Origin of the sequence: Streptomyces sp. NPDC005374 (assembly GCF_042872225.1) — a bacterium.
Lineage (GTDB): Bacteria > Actinomycetota > Actinomycetes > Streptomycetales > Streptomycetaceae > Streptomyces.
On record NZ_JBIAKA010000004.1, the window covers coordinates 46,589 to 62,829 of the forward strand.

Here is a 16,241-nt window from a genome sequence, read left to right on the forward strand (position 1 = left end):
GAAAGCTCCGGGCGCGCTTGGTCCGGACCGACACCCGGTGGTGAGCCAGATGGTTCTCGGGAGCGACCGCAAGTGGGGCAACGGCAGCAGGGGGCTGATGGCGGTGGGGTTCGTCCTCGCCGTGGCCCTCACGGCGTGCAGCGACGACAGCGGCGGCGGCAGCGACAGCCCGCCCCCGACGCCCACGGTGGAACGGACGACACCGTCGACCAGTCCCTCCCCGAGCGGGCCCGCCGACCGTGCGGCGGCCGAGAAGGAGATCAAGGAGAACTGGCAGAAGTTCTTCGACCCGAAGACCTCGACGAAGGAGAAGCAGGCCGTCCTGGAGAACGGCGACCGGATGGGGCCGGTGCTGAAGGCGTTCAGCGGTGACCAGCGCGGCGGTCAGGTGGCGGCGAAGGTCACCAGGATCGAGTTCACGAAGCCGACCGAGGCGACCGTGACGTACACACTGCTCCTGAACGGGGCCACCGCCCTGCCGGACGCATCCGGAACGTCGGTCGAACAGGGCGGCGCCTGGAAGGTGTCGGTCAATACCCTGTGCGCGCTGGTGCAGTTGAGCGGCAATGCCACGGCCTCGGCTCTTCCGGGCTGCTGAGGCCGCCGTCGCGGTGCTGCTGCTCGTGGTGGGCACGGCGTGCGGCAGCCGGCTGCCGGAGAGCGACTTCGAGCACCGGGAGCGGGCGGCGACCGACCAGGACGGCGTCCCGATCCGGGTCGGCGTCATCACCAGCGTCACCAGCCCGGTCGGCGGCAGCGCCTTCACCGGCCCGCGTGACGGCGCCAAGGCGTACTTCGAGCGGCTCAACGCGCGCGGGGGCGTCGCCGGCCGCAGGGTCGAGGTGCGCGAGTGCGACGACGGCGGCAGCGGGGTCGGCAACAACACCTGTGTGCACCGGCTGATCGACGAGGACAAGGTGGTCGCCCTGGTCGCGACCACCGCCCTCGACTACGCGGGCGCCTCCCGCGTCTCCCACGCGCGCGTGCCCGACATCGGGGGCCAGCCCATCGGGTCCGCCTACGACACCTGGCCGCACCTCTACGGCGTCTACGGGAGCCTCGCGCCCCGTGACGGCACCACCGGCTGGGGCGGCAGGCAGTACGGCGGCACCGAGGTCTACCGCTACTTCAAGCGCGAACACGGGGCCCGTACGGCGGCCGTCGTGTCCTACAACCAGGCCGCGTCCGCCGCCTACGCCCGGCTCGTCGAGCAGGGCCTCAAGGCCGAGGGCTACGAGGTCGTCACCGAGCAGGTCGACTTCGCGCTGCCCAACTTCCGTGCCGTGGCGGCCGACCTCAAGGAGCGGGGCGCCGATCTGGTCTTCGACGCCGTCGACAGCCACGGCAACGCGAAGTTGTGCGAGGCGATGGACCGGGCCGGCGTCCAGGTCACCGCCAAGGTCACCAACGTGCAGAACTGGACGTCGACCGTCCCGGACGACTACAAGGACGCCGCGCGCTGCCGCAACGCCCTGTGGGCGACCGGATCCAGCCGCAACTACGAGGACACCGGCAACGAGGCCGTACGGGAGTTCAGGGACGCCACGAAGGGCCTGAAGACGCACTCTCAGTGGCAGTTGGAGGGCTGGGCCGCCGCGATGTGGTTCACGGACGCGGCGAAGTCGTGTGCGGCACAGGGCGTCACGCGCGCGTGCGTCGACACCTTCGTGAACCGCAGCCGGGGCTACACCGCGGACGGCCTTCTCCTGCCCGTCACCTTCGAACGCCTCGCCGAGCCGCCGAAGTCCCGCAGGACCTGTCTGTCGGTGGCCCGTTGGGAGGACGGCAGGGGCTGGGTCTCCCAGGGCGACATGGACAGCACCTGTTTCGACGTTCCGCAGTTGCCGTACCGGCAGTGACTCACACGCGCGCGTGGACGGGCAGTGAGCCGAAGAACTCCCTGACGTCACCGGCCAGCAGCTCGGGGACCTCCAGGGCGGCGAAGTGTCCGCCGCGGTCGAACTCCGTCCAGCGGACGACGGTGTTGGCCTGCTCGGCCCAGCGGCGGATCGCCACGTCCTCACCGAAGTTGGCCACCGCGGTCGGCACCCCCGAGGCCGCCGTCGGGAACCAGTCCGGCACATGACTGTTCTCGTAGTACATGCGGGCCGCGGAACCGGCCGTGCCGGTCAGCCAGTACAGCATCACGTTGGTGAGCAGGGTGTCCCGGTCGATCGCGTCCTCCGGGAGCGCGGCCGAGGAGTGCGTCCACGCCTGGAACTTCTCCATGATCCAGGCGAGTTGGCCGACGGGCGAGTCGGTGAGGCCGTAGGACAGGGTCTGCGGACGGGTGGACTGAAGGACGTTGTAGCCGAAGCCGTCCGTGGTGAACGCGGCGATGGCGGCCAGGCTCCTCGACTCCCGTTCGCTGAGCCCCTGCTGCTGCTCCTCGGACACCGGGCCGAGCGGGATGAAGCCGACCGAGGCGGCGTTCACATGGACGCCGACGACGGACTCGGGGGCGATCCGGGCGAGCGCGGGGGAGATCAGCGCGCCGAGGTCGCCGCCCTGGGCGCCGTAGCGCTCGTAGCCGAGCCTGCGCATCAGCTCCGCCCACGCGCGGGCGACCCGGTTGACGTTCCATCCCTTGTCGCGCGTCGGGCCGGAGAAGCCGAAGCCGGGGATGGAGGGGATCACGAGGTGGAAGTCCTCGCTCAGCGAGCCGATCACACCGAGGAACTCGACGATCGAACCCGGCCAGCCGTGCGTGAGGATCAGCGGGAGCGCGTCCGGGCGGGAGGAGCGGATGTGCAGGAAGTGCACCTGGGCGCCGTCGATCCCGGTGACGTACTGCGGGAGTTCGTTGAGGGCGGCCTCGTGCTTGCGCCAGTCGTAGGCGCCCCGCCAGTAGGCGGCGAGATCGCGGAGATACGGCAGCGAGGTGCCGTACTCCCAGCCGGCGCCCGGGAGTTCGTCCGGCCAGCGGGTGAGGTCCAGACGGGTGTGCAGATCGTCGAGCTGCGCCTGGGGGATGTCGATCCGGAAGGGACGGATCTCGGGGATCTCACGGGTCTCACGGGTCTCTGTGGTCGCGCCGTTGTCTGCCATGAGCCCAAGGTAGGAAGGCTTGCGGACAGCCACTGTCCGCGATGACTGGCAGACTCGGAATCATGTTGGAGACCTCGGCACGACTCCTGCGCCTGCTGTCACTGCTGCAGGCCCACCGCGACTGGTCCGGCGCCGACCTCGCCGAGCGCCTCGGCGTCACCCCGCGCACCGTCCGCCGGGACGTGGACCGGCTGCGCGAGCTGGGCTACCCCGTCAACGCCAGCCCCGGCACCGGCGGCGGCTACCAGCTGGGCGTGGGCGCCGAGCTGCCCCCGCTGCTCCTGGACGACGACGAGGCCGTCGCGGTCGCCGTCGGCCTGCGCACGGCCGCGGGACAGGGCATCGAGGGCATCGGCGAGACCTCCGTACGGGCCCTCGCCAAGCTGGAGCAGGTCCTGCCGAGCCGGCTGCGCCGCCGGGTGGGCGCCCTGAACGCCTTCACCGTGCCGATGCTGCGCGGCCCGCAGCCCAGTGCCGTGGACCCGGCCGTGCTCACCGAGCTCGCCACCCTCTGCCGGGACGCCGAGCGGCTGCGCTTCGAGTACAGCGACCACGGGGGCGCCTCCAGCCGCCGTACCGTCGAGCCGCACCGGCTGGTGTGCAGCGAGCGGCGCTGGTACCTGGTCGCCTGGGACCTGGACCGCGAGGACTGGCGGACCTTCCGCGTCGACCGGATCACGCCCAGACCGCCGCACGGCCCCCGTTTCGCGCCCCGCACCCCACCCGCCGACGATCTCGCCGCGTACGTCTCGCGAGGCGTCTCCACGCGCGCGTACGCCTCACACGCGGTCGTGCGGCTGCTGGTGCCCAAGGAGCGGGCCGCCGAGCGGATCTCGCCGAGTGCCGGGGTGCTGGAGGAGGAGAGCTCCGACAGCTGCATCCTGCACAGCGGCGCCGCGAGTCTCGACGTGATGGTGATCCACGTGATGCTGACCGGCTTCGAGTTCGAGGTGCTGGAGCCGGACGGGCTGACCGAGGCGATCAGGACGGCTCGGGACCGCCTCGCTCGCTCGCTTGCTCGCTCTTCGGCTCGGGCTGCGGAGCCAGGGCCGCGTACTCCGGATGGTGCAGGTCGAACGCCGGGGACTCCGAGCGGATCCGCGGCAGCGTCGTGAAGTTGTGCCGCGGCGGCGGGCAGGAGGTCGCCCACTCCAGGGAGCGGCCGAAGCCCCAGGGGTCGTCGGTCTCCACCGGGACGCCGTACTTCGCGGTCTTCCAGATGTTGTAGAGGAACGGCAGCGTCGAGGCGCCGAGCAGGAACGCGCCGATCGTCGAGACGGTGTTCAGGGCGGTGAATCCGTCGGCGGCGAGGTAGTCGGCGTACCGGCGTGGCATGCCTTCCGCGCCCAGCCAGTGCTGCACCAGGAACGTGGTGTGGAAGCCGACGAACAGTGTCCAGAAGTGGATCTTGCCGAGCCGTTCGTCGAGCATCTTGCCCGTGAACTTGGGCCACCAGAAGTAGAAGCCGGCGAAGATCGCGAAGACGACCGTGCCGAAGACGACGTAGTGGAAGTGCGCCACCACGAAGTAGGTGTCCGAGACGTGGAAGTCCAGGGGCGGCGACGCCAGGATCACCCCGGTCAGGCCGCCGAACAGGAACGTCACCAGGAAGCCGGTCGCCCACAGCATCGGTGTCTCGAAGGACAGCGAGCCCTTGATCATCGTGCCGGTCCAGTTGAAGAACTTCACCCCCGTGGGCACGGCGATCAGGAAGCTCATGAACGAGAAGAACGGCAGCAGCACCGCGCCGGTGACGAACATGTGGTGCGCCCACACCACGATCGACAGACCGGTGATCGACATGGTCGCGCCGACCAGCGTCAGATAACCGAAGATCGGTTTGCGGCTGAAGACCGGGATGATCTCCGTGATGATCCCGAAGAACGGCAGCGCGATGATGTACACCTCGGGATGCCCGAAGAACCAGAACAGGTGCTGCCACAGAAGCGCCCCGCCGTTGCCCGCCTCGAACACCTGTGAGCCGAGGCGCCGGTCCGCCTCCAGGACCAGCAGGGCCGCCGCCAGCACCGGGAACGCCAGCAGGATCAGGATCGACGTGAACAGCGTGTTCCAGGTGAAGATCGGCATCCGGAACATCGTCATACCGGGTGCGCGCATCCCGATGATCGTGGTGATGAAGTTGACCGCGCCGAGGATCGTGCCGAAGCCGGCCAGGGCGAGGCCCATGATCCACAGGTCGGGGCCCACGCCGGGGGAGTGCGCGGAGCTGTTGAGGGGCGCGTAGGCGAACCAGCCGAAGGCGGCGGGCCCGGTCGGCACGAGCAGCGAACCGAGCACGATCAGACCGCCGAACAGGAAGAACCAGTACGACAGCATGTTGAGCCGTGGGAACGCCACGTCGGGGGCGCCGATCTGCAGCGGCATCAGCTCGTTGGCGAAGCCCGCGAAGCTCGGGGTCGCGAACAGCAGCAGCATGATCGTGCCGTGCATCGTGAACAGCTGGTTGTACTGCTGGTTGTCCACGATCTGCAGCCCGGGACGGGCGAGTTCGGCACGCATCAGCAGGGCCATGACCCCGCCGACCAGGAAGAACGCGAACGACGTGATCAGGTAGAGGTGACCGATCTTCTTGTGGTCGGTGGTGGTCAGCCAGTCCACCACCAGCCGCCCGCCTCGCCTGGTCCGCACCGGTCGCGCCGTCGCCTGCACGGTCTGCGTCCCCATCGCTCGCCCCTTCGCTCGGCTCACGCCATGATGCTCGCGCCGTCGTGCGCGGCGACAGGGGGCGTAAGGGGGTTCTGTGCTGGAACCGTGTATTTCTTATGCGGTGTCAGCTTCCGTGGCACTGTCCGGAATCGGTGGGCAAAGGGGCCCGGGCCGGTTCTCGGACAAGCCCTCTCACGGGCCATTCGGGGAAGTCGCCCGACACGCGGGAATTTCGTTCGAATACCCGCGGAAGGGCTAGGGAAACGCCCGTCCGTGTGACGCAGCGCTAGGGAAACGGGTGTCGTGATCCTGTGACAGAAGCGTGACAGGAGGGGTGCGGGACCCGGACTTCCCCGGCCGCCGGGCAGGGCCTAGCGTGGCGCCATGGCACCCATTCCCACACCGTCCGCCGAACCCGACGACAGTCCGGACACATACGTCGGCCTCGACTCCGCATCCGCCGAACGGACCGCGCGTGAGCGGGGCTGGTCGACGGTCCGGTCGCTGCCGCCGGGGGCGATCATCACGATGGAGTACCGCGCGGGCCGGCTGAACTTCGAGGTGAAGGACGGCCGCGTCGCACGGGCCTGGAAGGGCTGACAAACGGAGCACCTCTGTACGACGACGAAGGCCCCGGTCGCCTGTCATGGCGAACCGGGGCCTTCGTGCGGGGTGGTGGTGCGTACCGGCCCCGCTGGTCGCAAGAGGGCTCAGCCGCCTGCCACCGGCCGGGTGGCCGGGGACGGCGTACCGCGCACGACACGGTCCGACTGTGGCGGGCGGCGGCTGCCGACGGGGGTGACCGGGGTGCGCTCCGAGCGGCTCGTGTGCGGGCCCTGGGCCAGGTAGGCGGGCGGCCTGGTGCCGTGTGCCGGGGTGGTGGCCTCGCGGGCCGCCGTCTCGTTCTGCGGGGCCGTGAGGGGCTTGAGCCGGGCGGGCGCGTGCGCCGGTACGGGGGTGACCGGGGCCGGTGCCCGCAGGTCGCCGCGGGCCCGCCAGCGGTCGCGCAGGTCGAAGACGTGGGCCTCGGTGCGGGCGATCAACGGCTCGAACCAGGGCAGTGCGAGCAGGATCAGCAGACCCGCCACCCAGCCCAGCACGACGTCGCTCAGCCAGTGCGTACCGAGGTAGACGGTGGCCATGCCCACGCCCAGCGAGGTCACCGCGGAGATCGCGGACAGCCAGCGGCGGGCTGCCGGGGTGGAGGCCAGATATGCCAGGATCCCCCAGGTCACCACGGCGTTGGCGGTGTGGCCGCTGGGAAATATATCGCCGCCCAGGCCCATCTCGTTCGAGCCGATGACGGTCGCGTAGTGCGGTCCGAGCCTTCCCATGCCGTACTTGGCGGCGCCGACCGTGATGTTCAGCAGCAGCAGGGATGCGCCCAGGGTCAGCAGGGGGCGCAGGGTGTGCTGCCGCCAGGAACGCCAGCCCAGCCAGGCCGCGACCATCACCGCGGTGGGGCCGCGCTGGCCCAGCACCACGTAGTAGTCGACGAACCAGTGGATCGAGGCCCACTGCTGGTAGGGCCGGAAGAACATGACCTGCCAGTCGAGGCGGACCAGCCACGAGGTGGTCACCACCAGCCACACGATGGCCAGGTAGAAGGCCAGTCCGGCGAGCACCAGGACGGTCCGGTGGCGGCTCGGCCTCGGCACGCTGAGATGAGCCGGCCGCTGCCGCTCGCGGTCCAGCCTGGCGAACACCCGGTCCAGACGGGTGGGGTTTCGTTCGGTACGCACTCAATCGACGTTACAGCGAGTGAGCTCAGTTCCCTGTCGAATCAACGGCTTTGTGATGACGATGTGATGTGGGATTCCTCTCAACCGGTGGTTTATTTCCGGGGATTCCGCAAAGGCGGGCGCTGCGTCCTTCAATTCCTTTGATCATTCCGGGTTCCGGTTTTATGGCCCTTATGAATTCGTTCACCGAATCATGGGGCGGAATTCTCCCGGCGCTCATCGACGCTCCGCGGTCGGTCAGGGCGGACCGGAGCCGTTCAGCCAGAACGCGCCGTACAGGGCGGACGCGCCGGCGATCGACGCCACGATCACGGCTGACCTGCGGGTACGCAGCCGGGCGAGGGCCAGGGCGAGGGGGAGCAACAGGGGGAAGCCGGGCATCAGCAGGCGCGGTTTCGAGCCGAAGTAGCTCGACGCGCACAGGGCGAGCGCCGTGACGACCCCCGCGTACACCAGGAGCGGCAGCGGCTGACCCTGCCGCACACAACTGACGTACAGCCACACGACCAGCCCGACCCCGACGATCAGCCCCGCTCCGGCCAGGGCCGACGGGAACGACGTGAACTTGTCGGCGACGAAACGGGCGAAGGCGTACCCGCCGTCGAATCCGTTGCGCCAGCCCGCCTGGACGTCGAGGTAGCCGAACGGCCCCTTTCCGGTGCGGTGCCCGACCCACAGGACGTAGACGGCGGTGCCGACCGGGGCCAGCGCCAGGCCGAGAGCACGGCGCAGGGAGAGGACGGAGGTCTCCCCGGCGGCGTCCGCCCGGTTCCGTACGAACGCGGCGATCCCCGCCGCCCACACCGCCGCGACCACCGCGATCCCCACCGGCCTGGTCAGACCCGCCAGGGACGCCAGGGCGCCCGCCGTCACCCAGCGGCCGGTCAGGACCGCGTACAGCGACCAGGCCGCCAGCGCCGTGAACAGCGACTCGCTGTACGCCATCGACTGGACGATCCCGACGGGCAGGACGGCCCACAGCAGCACCGCGCAGACGCCGGCCCGGCGGCCGTACACGTGGTCCGTCACCGCGAAGACCCCCCAGGCCGCGGCGAGCGAGGCGAGCAACGAGACGGCGAAGCCGGCGTCGGCGTACGACAGCGGGGTCAGCGCGGCCAACAGCCGTTCCAGCCACGGCAGCAGCGGGAAGAACGCCAGGTTCGAGTGCACGTCCCCGCCCGGCAGCCGTACCTCGTAGCCGTACCCGAGTTCGGCGACCCGCGTGTACCAGAGCGCGTCCCAGCGGGCCGTCAGCAGCGTGTACGCGCTCTTGCCGCGGGCAGCGCTCCACACGGCCAGGGCGATCAGGCCCAGGGCGCGCACGGCCGCGTAGCCGAGCAGCGCCGGGGCGGCTCGGCGCAGGGCCGGTTCGGTGCGCGTCGCAAGATCGGTCACGGGCCCGATTATCGACCGCGCGCCGGACAGGCATGTCCGCCGGGGCACGCGGAGGGGTGCGGAAAGTGGTGTACGCCACACGTGTTCTGTTCGGAGTCTGAGAGGTCCGCCACTGGGCCGACGTCCGAACTCGCGTACGCTGACGTGTCACCCGCCGTTCGCTGCGCGGGCCGGAGACCCCGCTCCTCTCCGGCCGAGATCATGGGGAGCCCCCACCCCGTGTGCCCGCCGAACGCGAGGGAACATCTGGGAGGTACGTACATGTCCGGGACGACCACGGCCGCCTCAGCGCTGCGCCGTCGGGCGGCCGGGGCCGGTGCCAACCGCTGGGTCGTCCTCGTCGTCCTGTGTGTCAGCCTGCTCCTGGTCGCCCTCGACGCGACCGTGCTGCACGTGGCGGTCCCGGCCGTCACCGAGGACCTCAAGCCCGGCGCGATGGACCTGCTCTGGATCGTCGACATCTACCCCCTGGTCTGCGCCTCGCTGCTGATCCTGTTCGGCACGCTCGGCGACCGCGTCGGCCGCAGACGGGTCCTTCTCCTCGGGTACGGCCTGTTCGGCGTCGCCTCCGGTCTCGCCGCCTTCGCGGACAGCGCCGTGATGCTGATCCTCGCGCGGGCGCTGCTCGGCGTCGGCGGCGCGATGATCATGCCCGCGACCCTCTCGATCCTGCGGCAGGTCTTCCCGGACCGCCGGGAGCGGGCGCTCGCGATCGGCATCTGGAGCGCGGTCGCCGCGGTCGGAGCGGCGGTCGGACCGCTGCTCGGCGGTTTCCTCCTGGAACACTTCTGGTGGGGCTCGGTCTTCCTCGTCAACATCCCGTTGATGCTGGTCAGCCTGCCGGTGGGCCGCCTGCTGCTGCCCGAGTCGAAGGGCAGCGCGAACGGCCCCTGGGACGTCGTCGGCGCACTGATGGCCGCCGCCGGACTCTTCGGCCTCGTCCTCGGCGTGAAGCGGCTCGGCGGCGGCGAGTTCGACGCGTTCACCGCGGTCCCGCTGATCGCCGGGGCGGTGCTGCTCGTCCTCTTCGTACGGCGGCAGCGGCGGCTCACGCATCCCCTGGTGGATCTGCGGATGTTCGCGCGCCCGGCCTTCAGCACCTCGGTCTGCTGCATCGTGCTGGCGATGCTCGCCCTGGTCGGCCTCGAACTGATCGCGGCGCAGTATCTCCAACTGGTCCTGGACCTCTCCCCGCTGGAGACCGGACTGCGGCTGCTGCCGCTGACGATCGCCGCGATGGCCGCCGGGCTGGCCGGGGCGCGCCTGCTGCGGAGGTTCGGGCCACGGCGGATGGTCAGCGTCGGGTTCTGCCTCACCGCGGTGGCCGTGCTGCTGCTCACCGGGATGGACGAGACGGACAACACGGGGCTGCTGCTGGCCGGGTTCGTCCTGCTCGGGTTCGGGCTGGAGACGACGCTCTTCGGGGCGTACGAGTCGATGCTCAGCGAGGCACCGCCGGACCAGGCGGGCGGGGCCGCGGCGATCGGCGAGACCTCCTACCAGCTGGGCGCGGGCATCGGCATCGCCCTGCTCGGCAGCGTCATGAACGCGGCCTACGCGCCCGGGCTCGTGGGCGTGCCTGGGGTCCCGGAGTCGGCGTCGAAGTCGGCGGGGCACTCCCTGGGCGAGGCCTACGACGTCGCCGGGCACCTCGGCGGATCCGCGGGCGTCGCCCTGCGCCGGGCCGCCCGGGACTCCTTCGTGCACGGGCTGCACGTGACCTTGCTGGTGAGTGCGGGGTTGTTGCTGCTGGGCGCGGCGATGGCACTGCGGCTGCCGCGCGCGATGCAGTGCGGCGAGTCCACGGCGGCGGTGGAGCTTCCGGCGCCCCGAGAGGTCGGCGAGGTCGCTCCGTCCCGCGTCTCGGCGTGAGCGGCGCTCTGGCTGCGCGGGACACCGCGCTGTACCGTCGGCCACGGAAGTTTAATTAGCGGTGCTAGTTTCGAGGCGCCGCCCGCTGGAGCCCGTCTGCCGGAGGATGTGCCATGCCCCCGTTCGACCCCGCCGACCCCCTCGGCATCGACGACCTGCTGGACCCTGAGGACCTGGCGATCCGCGAGACCGTGCGGACCTGGGCCACCGACCGCGTCCTGCCGTACGTCGCCGACTGGTACGAGAAGGGCGAGTTGCCCGGGATCAGGGAACTGGCCAGGGAACTCGGCGGGATCGGCGCCCTCGGCATGTCCCTGGAGGGATACGGGTGCGCCGGCGCCTCCGCCGTGCAGTACGGGCTCGCCTGTCTGGAGCTGGAGGCCGCCGACTCCGGGATCCGGTCCCTCGTCTCCGTGCAGGGCTCTCTCGCCATGTACGCGATCCACCGGTTCGGCAGCGAGGAGCAGAAGCAGACCTGGCTGCCGCGCATGGCCGCCGGTGAGGTCATCGGCTGCTTCGGGCTCACCGAACCCGACCACGGCTCCGACCCCGCCGGCATGCGGACGTACGCCAAGAAGGACGGCACGGACTGGGTCCTGAACGGGCGCAAGATGTGGATCACCAACGGGTCGGTCGCCGGGGTCGCCGTGGTGTGGGCGCAGACCGACGACGGGATCCGCGGATTCGTCGTGCCGACCGACACGCCGGGCTTCTCGGCGCCGGAGATCAAGCACAAGTGGTCCCTGCGGGCCAGTGTCACCAGTGAGCTCGTCCTCGACGACGTACGCCTGCCCGCCGACGCCGTGCTGCCGGAGGTCGTCGGACTCAAGGGTCCGCTGAGCTGTCTGTCGCACGCCCGGTACGGCATCGTCTGGGGTGCGATGGGCGCGGCGCGCTCGTGCTTCGAGACCGCTGTCGACTACGCGAAGACGCGGGAGCAGTTCGGGCGGCCGATCGGTGGCTTCCAGCTCACCCAGGCCAAACTCGCCGACATGGCGGTCGAACTGCACAAGGGAATTCTGCTCGCCCACCATCTGGGGCGGCGCATGGACGCCGGCCGCCTGCGTCCCGAGCAGGTCAGCTTCGGCAAGCTCAACAACGTCCGCGAGGCCATCGAGATCTGCCGTACGTCACGGACGATCCTCGGTGCCAACGGGATCTCCCTCGAATACCCCGTGATGCGGCACGCGACGAACCTCGAGTCGGTGCTGACGTACGAGGGCACCGTCGAGATGCATCAGTTGGTACTGGGCAAGGCACTCACCGGGTTGGACGCCTTCCGGTGAACACTGCCTGGGGCAGGGCCGGCGAGCGGCCCTGCCTCAGCTCTGGTTGAAGAAGCCGTCCGTGCGGTGCTGCGCGGGATCGCCGTTCACGATCTCGGTGTTGGCGGGGGTCAGCAGGAACACCCGGGTGGACACACGCTCGATGGAACCGCGCAGCCCGAAGATCAGCCCGGCCGCGAAGTCGACGACGCGCTTGGCGTCGCCCGCCTCCATCGCGGTGAGGTTCACGATGACGGGGACACCGTCACGGAACAGTTCGCCGATGGCCCGCGCGTCCCGGAAGCTGTCCGGGGTCACGGTGCCGATCCGGCGGCCCTTCTCCTCGGCGACGTCCGTGGCCACCTTGACCCGCGGGTCGGTGACCCAGGCATCCCCGGGCTGTTCGGTCCCTTCGGAGTATCCGTCGTCGTCGTAGTAACGCTCGTCATCGTTGTCGTCAACGAGGCCCAGCCAGGCACTCGCTTTGCGCACCGATCCCATGGACGCCTCCTCTCACAGCGGTCTTCTCTTGCTTCTGTTTCCCTATGGTCATCCATGATGCGGATCGCGCGCCAAGTGAATAGCCGCCGCGCGGGGGGTTTGTGACGGTACTGGTGCACAGCGAATCCGTCGAGAGCCCGGGTGCCCCAAGGGTCGCATCCCATACGGCTGCTGACTGTGAGTGAAATATGATTCTTCACGGCGTATGGGTGATGAACGGAGCGTACGGGTGAACGGGCGGCCGGTACGATGCCGCCGCCCAACACCGCACTGACCACGGGGGATCGTCATGTTCGGAATCGTCAGGCCCTGCCGTCATCGGCTCGGAGAAAACCTCGGGAACCAGTGGATGGCCCATTTGTGCGGGCTGTGTCTCGCTCTCCGTAAGGACCACGGCCAGTTCGCCAGGGTCGTCACGAACTGCGACGGCTTGCTGATATCGGTTCTGACGGAGGCTCAGACCGGGGCCGAATCCGGCGGAAGGCGCACGGCGGGACCGTGTCCGTTGCGCGGAATGCGGACCGCGTCCGTGGCACAGGGCGAGGGAGCGCGGCTCGCGGCCGCCGTCTCGCTGGTACTGGCCTCGGCCAAGGTGCGCGACCATGTCGCCGACGGGGACGGGATGCTGGCGCGGCGGCCGGTGGCGGTCGCCGCGCGCAGGGTCGCCGAGGGGTGGGGGCGGGCCGGGGAACGGACCGGGCTCGATGTCGGGTTCGACACCGGTGTGCTGGTCGACGCGGTGGAGCGGCAGTTCGGTGTCGAGGCGCTGGCCGGACCCGGGACGCCGATCCTGACGGTCACCGAACCCACCGAGACCGCGACGGCGGCCGCCTTCGCGCACACGGCCGTGCTGGCGGGGCGGCCCCGGAACGCCGCCGCGCTCGCCGAGGCCGGGCGGCTCTTCGGGCGGCTGGCGCATCTGCTGGACGCCGTGGAGGACAGGGCGGCCGACGCCGCGTCGGGGGCGTGGAATCCGCTCACCGCCACGGGGACGTCCTTGGAGGAAGCGCGCAGGCTCGCCGACGACGCCGTCCACGGGGTGCGGCTCGCGTTGCGGGAGGTCGAGTTCGCCGACGCGAAGCTGGCGCATGTGCTGCTGGTGCACGAGCTGCACAACTCCGTGGAGCGGGCGTTCAGCGCGCCACCGGAGCCGCCGTCCCGGCGGGAGCGGCGGGGGCTGGTGGCGGGGTGCGCGGTGTGGGCGGGGCTCGCCTGTACGTGTCAGATGTGCTGCGGGACGTTCGAGGATCCGTGGAGCGGCCGGCGGCGGGACGGGGCGTGCCGCGGCGCCGACTGCGGGGACTGCTGCGAGTGCTGCAGCTGTTGTGGGGACGGGTGTGATTGCTGCGATTGCGGGTGCGACTGCTGAGAGGGCGCGGACGGCGAGGAGCGGACTCCCGCGGCGATGACCGCACCTACGCGGGGTGCGCGTGGCGGGTCGGTCGCTTGCGGGAGAACAGCGCTGGGTGAGGGGAGGCGCGTGTGAAGGCGGAGAAAGGGGCGAACGCGAAAAGGCGCCCTACGGAATCGGGGCGCGCAGTGGGTCAGCTCAACAGGAAGAGGACCACACTCGACCGAGGTCGATGTGGGAGCGCTTGACCAGCCACTGCTGTGGATGCATGGGGTAAGTGGAACAGGCATTCGGTGAGGCGTCAACTGACTTGAGACGTACCGCTCACAGTATGGACAGCCTTGACAGGGCCGGGAAACGCACCCGTAGTCTCAAGGGGCGGTCCTGCTGAGGGGCTCGGCCGCACCCGTGTGAAGGCACCCGTCCGAGTTCGAACGACTCGATGCCACGGAGTCCTCGCATGTCCTGCGACACCCTCGCCGAAGCCCCCGCCGCACCGGACGCACCGGAGCACGCGGAATCCCCGCACCTCGTCCCGTTCGCGTTCGTGCCCCGCGCCCGCGGCTCGGAGCGCACCCGATGAGGCGCTCGCTGGTCATCGTCGGGGCCGGACCGCGGGGGACCGGCCTGATCGAGCGGATCGCCGCCAACGCGCCCGAGCTGTACGACGGTTCGGGCCATGAAGGACTCGACATCCATCTGGTGGACCCGCATCCGCCCGGCGCCGGACGCATCTGGCGCGCGGCGCAGTCACCGCTGCTGTGGATGAACTCGCACGCCGAGGACGTCACCATGTTCACCGACGAGACGGTGGACATGGCCGGACCCGTGCGCCAGGGCCCCACACTGCACGAGTGGGCCGGCATCGACGGCCGCACCTTCGCGGACCGGCAGCTCCAGGGCGGGTATCTGCGCTGGGTGCACGAGCAGGCGGTGGCGGCCCTCCCGGACAGCGTCACCGTCCACCACCATCCGCACCGCGCCCTGCGGGTCAGCGGGCCGCGCGAGGGAACGCAGCAGGTCTGGCTGGAGGACCGCCCGCAGCCGCTCGCCGCCGACCTGGTCGTCCTTGCCCTGGGTCACCTCGACGCCGAACTCGACGACGAACAGCGCGACCTGGCGGCCTACGCCCGCACCCACGACCTCGTCCACCTGCCGCCCGACTTCACCGCCGACAGCGACCTGTCCACGCTCGCGCCCGGCGAACCCGTCCTGGTCCGCGGCTTCGGGCTCGCCTTCGTGGACCTGATGGTGCTGCTCACCGAGGGCCGGGGCGGACGGTACGACGGGGACACCTACCTCCCGTCGGGACGGGAGCCGGTGCTGTACGTCGGATCGCGGCGCGGAGTGCCGTACCACTCGAAGATCGGCTACGACTGGACCGGTGAGCGGCCGCCGCTGCCCCGCTTCCTGGGGCCGGCCGAGACCGACGCGCTCCTTGCCCGGCCCGCGGGCTTCGACTTCTCGCGGGACGTGTGGCCGCTGGTGGAGAAGGAGCTCGGATTCGCCCACTACCACCGGCTGTTCACCGTGCACCCGGAGCGGACCGCGATGTCCTGGGCCGACTTCGAGGAGAAGTACGCGGTGATCGACGACACCGCCGAACGGGAGACCCTGGTGGTCTCCGCCGTGCCCGACCCCCATGACCGGCTCGACCTCGCCGCGCTCGACCGGCCGTTGGAGGGAGCGCGGTACGCCACACACGAGGAACTCCAGGAAGGGCTGCGGGAGTACGTCGAGGCCGACCTGAGCCGCGGTCATGATCCCGCGTACAGCCCGGACCTGGCCGTCTTCCTCGGACTGCTCTCCGTCTACGGGCAGTTGGTCCGGCTCGGGGACATCGGCGGGTGGTGGCACGGCTTCTTCAGCTACCTCGCCTCCGGGCCCCCCGGGCCCCGGCTGCGGCAGTTGCTCGCGCTGTCCCGGGCCGGAGTGCTGAGGTTCGTCGGCGCGGACATGGAAGTCCGTGCCGAGGACGGGGTGTTCCGGGCGTCGAGCCCCACCGTGCCGGGCTTCTCGGTCCAGGCACGGGCACTGGTCGAGGCACGGCTGCCCGAGCCGACGGTCCGGCGGGCCCTCGATCCGCTGCTGCGCCGGCTGCACGCCGAGGGGGTCGCCGAGAGCCCGGACGGCCTGCTGCGCGTGGACCGTGCCGACGGGCGGGTCCTGGACCGGTCCGGCCGGCCGCACCCACGGCGCTTCGCGCTCGGGCCGCACACCGACGGACGTACACCCGGTGCCTTCACCCGGCCGCGCACGGGCGGGCCCGCGTTCCGGCAGAACGACGCGACCGCGCGGTCCGCGCTGCTGTTGCTCGGCGCGCTCGCCGGCCGTGCGGCCGCCTGAGCCACCTGGAAGGTCCACGTCATCCGGAAGCGCACGTCACGTGCACGACAGGGA

The 16,241-nt window shown here is 70.6% G+C and carries 13 protein-coding genes and 1 pseudogene; 9 read left to right on the forward strand and 5 right to left on the reverse strand.

Features of this window, described 5'->3' with window-relative positions; genetic code table 11:
• Positions 1-49: 49 nt before the first annotated feature.
• Both ACFYRX_RS11440 and ACFYRX_RS11445 read left to right on the forward strand, forming a co-directional pair.
• Entirely contained in the window at positions 50-598 is a 549-nt protein-coding gene (locus ACFYRX_RS11440; RefSeq protein ID WP_389098309.1) for a hypothetical protein, read from the forward strand.
• A complete protein-coding gene (locus tag ACFYRX_RS11445) occupies positions 567-1,859 on the forward strand; it encodes an ABC transporter substrate-binding protein (RefSeq protein WP_389098310.1) in 1,293 nt (430 codons plus the stop codon). Before ACFYRX_RS11440 ends, ACFYRX_RS11445 begins: the two co-directional genes overlap by 32 nt.
• A 1-nt stretch (position 1,860) precedes the next feature.
• Here the strand turns inward: ACFYRX_RS11445 and ACFYRX_RS11450 are convergent, their stop codons facing one another.
• Positions 1,861-3,048: an epoxide hydrolase family protein gene (locus ACFYRX_RS11450; RefSeq protein ID WP_389098312.1), complete on the reverse strand. Its 1,188-nt coding sequence runs from the start codon at positions 3,046-3,048 to the stop codon at positions 1,861-1,863.
• A 62-nt stretch (positions 3,049-3,110) separates the two neighbouring features.
• On the opposite strand from ACFYRX_RS11450, the gene ACFYRX_RS11455 reads away from it, so the two are divergent.
• The gene (locus tag ACFYRX_RS11455; protein ID WP_389098314.1) at positions 3,111-4,163 is read left to right on the forward strand and encodes a helix-turn-helix transcriptional regulator; all 1,053 of its coding nucleotides are present in this window, start codon (positions 3,111-3,113) and stop codon (positions 4,161-4,163) included.
• 43 nt (positions 4,164-4,206) lie between these two features.
• Here the strand turns inward: ACFYRX_RS11455 and ctaD are convergent.
• Positions 4,207-5,733 (reverse strand): annotated as a pseudogene (ctaD, locus tag ACFYRX_RS11460) (cytochrome c oxidase subunit I); the annotation flags it as partial.
• A 366-nt stretch (positions 5,734-6,099) separates the two neighbouring features.
• Here ctaD and ACFYRX_RS11465 point away from each other — a divergent pair.
• The gene (locus ACFYRX_RS11465; protein ID WP_389098316.1) at positions 6,100-6,315 is read left to right on the forward strand and encodes an I78 family peptidase inhibitor; all 216 of its coding nucleotides are present in this window, start codon (positions 6,100-6,102) and stop codon (positions 6,313-6,315) included.
• 110 nt (positions 6,316-6,425) lie between these two features.
• Here the strand turns inward: ACFYRX_RS11465 and ACFYRX_RS11470 are convergent, their stop codons facing one another.
• Both ACFYRX_RS11470 and ACFYRX_RS11475 read right to left on the reverse strand, forming a co-directional pair.
• Positions 6,426-7,457: a phosphatase PAP2 family protein gene (locus ACFYRX_RS11470; RefSeq protein ID WP_389098318.1), complete on the reverse strand. Its 1,032-nt coding sequence runs from the start codon at positions 7,455-7,457 to the stop codon at positions 6,426-6,428.
• 237 nt (positions 7,458-7,694) lie between these two features.
• The gene (locus tag ACFYRX_RS11475; RefSeq protein ID WP_389098320.1) at positions 7,695-8,852 is read right to left on the reverse strand and encodes a mannosyltransferase family protein; all 1,158 of its coding nucleotides are present in this window, start codon (positions 8,850-8,852) and stop codon (positions 7,695-7,697) included.
• Between the two features lie 261 nt (positions 8,853-9,113).
• Between ACFYRX_RS11475 and ACFYRX_RS11480 the strand changes: the two genes are divergently transcribed.
• On the forward strand, positions 9,114-10,724 hold the full coding sequence (locus ACFYRX_RS11480) for an MFS transporter (protein WP_389098322.1): 1,611 nt from the start codon (positions 9,114-9,116) through the stop codon (positions 10,722-10,724).
• 113 nt (positions 10,725-10,837) lie between these two features.
• Positions 10,838-12,010 carry an acyl-CoA dehydrogenase family protein gene (locus tag ACFYRX_RS11485; RefSeq protein ID WP_389098323.1) on the forward strand — a complete coding sequence of 391 codons (1,173 nt, stop codon included), beginning with the start codon at positions 10,838-10,840 and terminating at the stop codon, positions 12,008-12,010.
• A gap of 36 nt (positions 12,011-12,046) precedes the next feature.
• On the opposite strand, the gene ACFYRX_RS11490 is transcribed toward ACFYRX_RS11485, so the two are convergent.
• Complete coding sequence (locus tag ACFYRX_RS11490; RefSeq protein ID WP_389098325.1) at positions 12,047-12,490, reverse strand: cell division protein SepF; 444 nt, start codon at positions 12,488-12,490, stop codon at positions 12,047-12,049.
• A gap of 289 nt (positions 12,491-12,779) precedes the next feature.
• Between ACFYRX_RS11490 and ACFYRX_RS11495 the strand changes: the two genes are divergently transcribed.
• The 3 genes from ACFYRX_RS11495 (at position 12,780) to ACFYRX_RS11505 (ending at position 16,187) form a co-directional block, all read left to right on the forward strand.
• Positions 12,780-13,859 carry a DUF5685 family protein gene (locus ACFYRX_RS11495; protein ID WP_389098327.1) on the forward strand — a complete coding sequence of 360 codons (1,080 nt, stop codon included), beginning with the start codon at positions 12,780-12,782 and terminating at the stop codon, positions 13,857-13,859.
• Positions 13,860-14,301: 442 nt separating this feature from the next.
• Positions 14,302-14,424, forward strand: coding sequence for a hypothetical protein (locus ACFYRX_RS11500; protein WP_389098329.1), 123 nt, complete (start codon positions 14,302-14,304; stop codon positions 14,422-14,424).
• Positions 14,421-16,187 (forward strand): FAD/NAD(P)-binding protein, encoded by a 1,767-nt coding sequence (locus ACFYRX_RS11505; RefSeq protein WP_389098331.1) that lies wholly within the window; start codon positions 14,421-14,423, stop codon positions 16,185-16,187. The genes ACFYRX_RS11500 and ACFYRX_RS11505 overlap by 4 nt, the downstream gene beginning before the upstream one ends.
• Positions 16,188-16,241 lie beyond the last annotated feature (54 nt).

What these genes read in the sequence shown, in the direction of transcription:
- ACFYRX_RS11440 (WP_389098309.1), top strand. Translation starts at nt 50, where the DNA reads ATGGTTCTCGGGAGCGACCGCAAGTGGGGCAACGGCAGCAGGGGGCTG.
- ACFYRX_RS11445 (WP_389098310.1), top strand. Translation starts at nt 567, where the DNA reads ATGCCACGGCCTCGGCTCTTCCGGGCTGCTGAGGCCGCCGTCGCGGTG.
- ACFYRX_RS11450 (WP_389098312.1), bottom strand. Translation starts at nt 3,048, where the DNA reads ATGGCAGACAACGGCGCGACCACAGAGACCCGTGAGACCCGTGAGATC.
- ACFYRX_RS11455 (WP_389098314.1), top strand. Translation starts at nt 3,111, where the DNA reads ATGTTGGAGACCTCGGCACGACTCCTGCGCCTGCTGTCACTGCTGCAG.
- ACFYRX_RS11465 (WP_389098316.1), top strand. Translation starts at nt 6,100, where the DNA reads ATGGCACCCATTCCCACACCGTCCGCCGAACCCGACGACAGTCCGGAC.
- ACFYRX_RS11480 (WP_389098322.1), top strand. Translation starts at nt 9,114, where the DNA reads ATGTCCGGGACGACCACGGCCGCCTCAGCGCTGCGCCGTCGGGCGGCC.
- ACFYRX_RS11485 (WP_389098323.1), top strand. Translation starts at nt 10,838, where the DNA reads ATGCCCCCGTTCGACCCCGCCGACCCCCTCGGCATCGACGACCTGCTG.
- ACFYRX_RS11490 (WP_389098325.1), bottom strand. Translation starts at nt 12,490, where the DNA reads ATGGGATCGGTGCGCAAAGCGAGTGCCTGGCTGGGCCTCGTTGACGAC.
- ACFYRX_RS11495 (WP_389098327.1), top strand. Translation starts at nt 12,780, where the DNA reads ATGTTCGGAATCGTCAGGCCCTGCCGTCATCGGCTCGGAGAAAACCTC.
- ACFYRX_RS11500 (WP_389098329.1), top strand. Translation starts at nt 14,302, where the DNA reads ATGTCCTGCGACACCCTCGCCGAAGCCCCCGCCGCACCGGACGCACCG.
- ACFYRX_RS11505 (WP_389098331.1), top strand. Translation starts at nt 14,421, where the DNA reads ATGAGGCGCTCGCTGGTCATCGTCGGGGCCGGACCGCGGGGGACCGGC.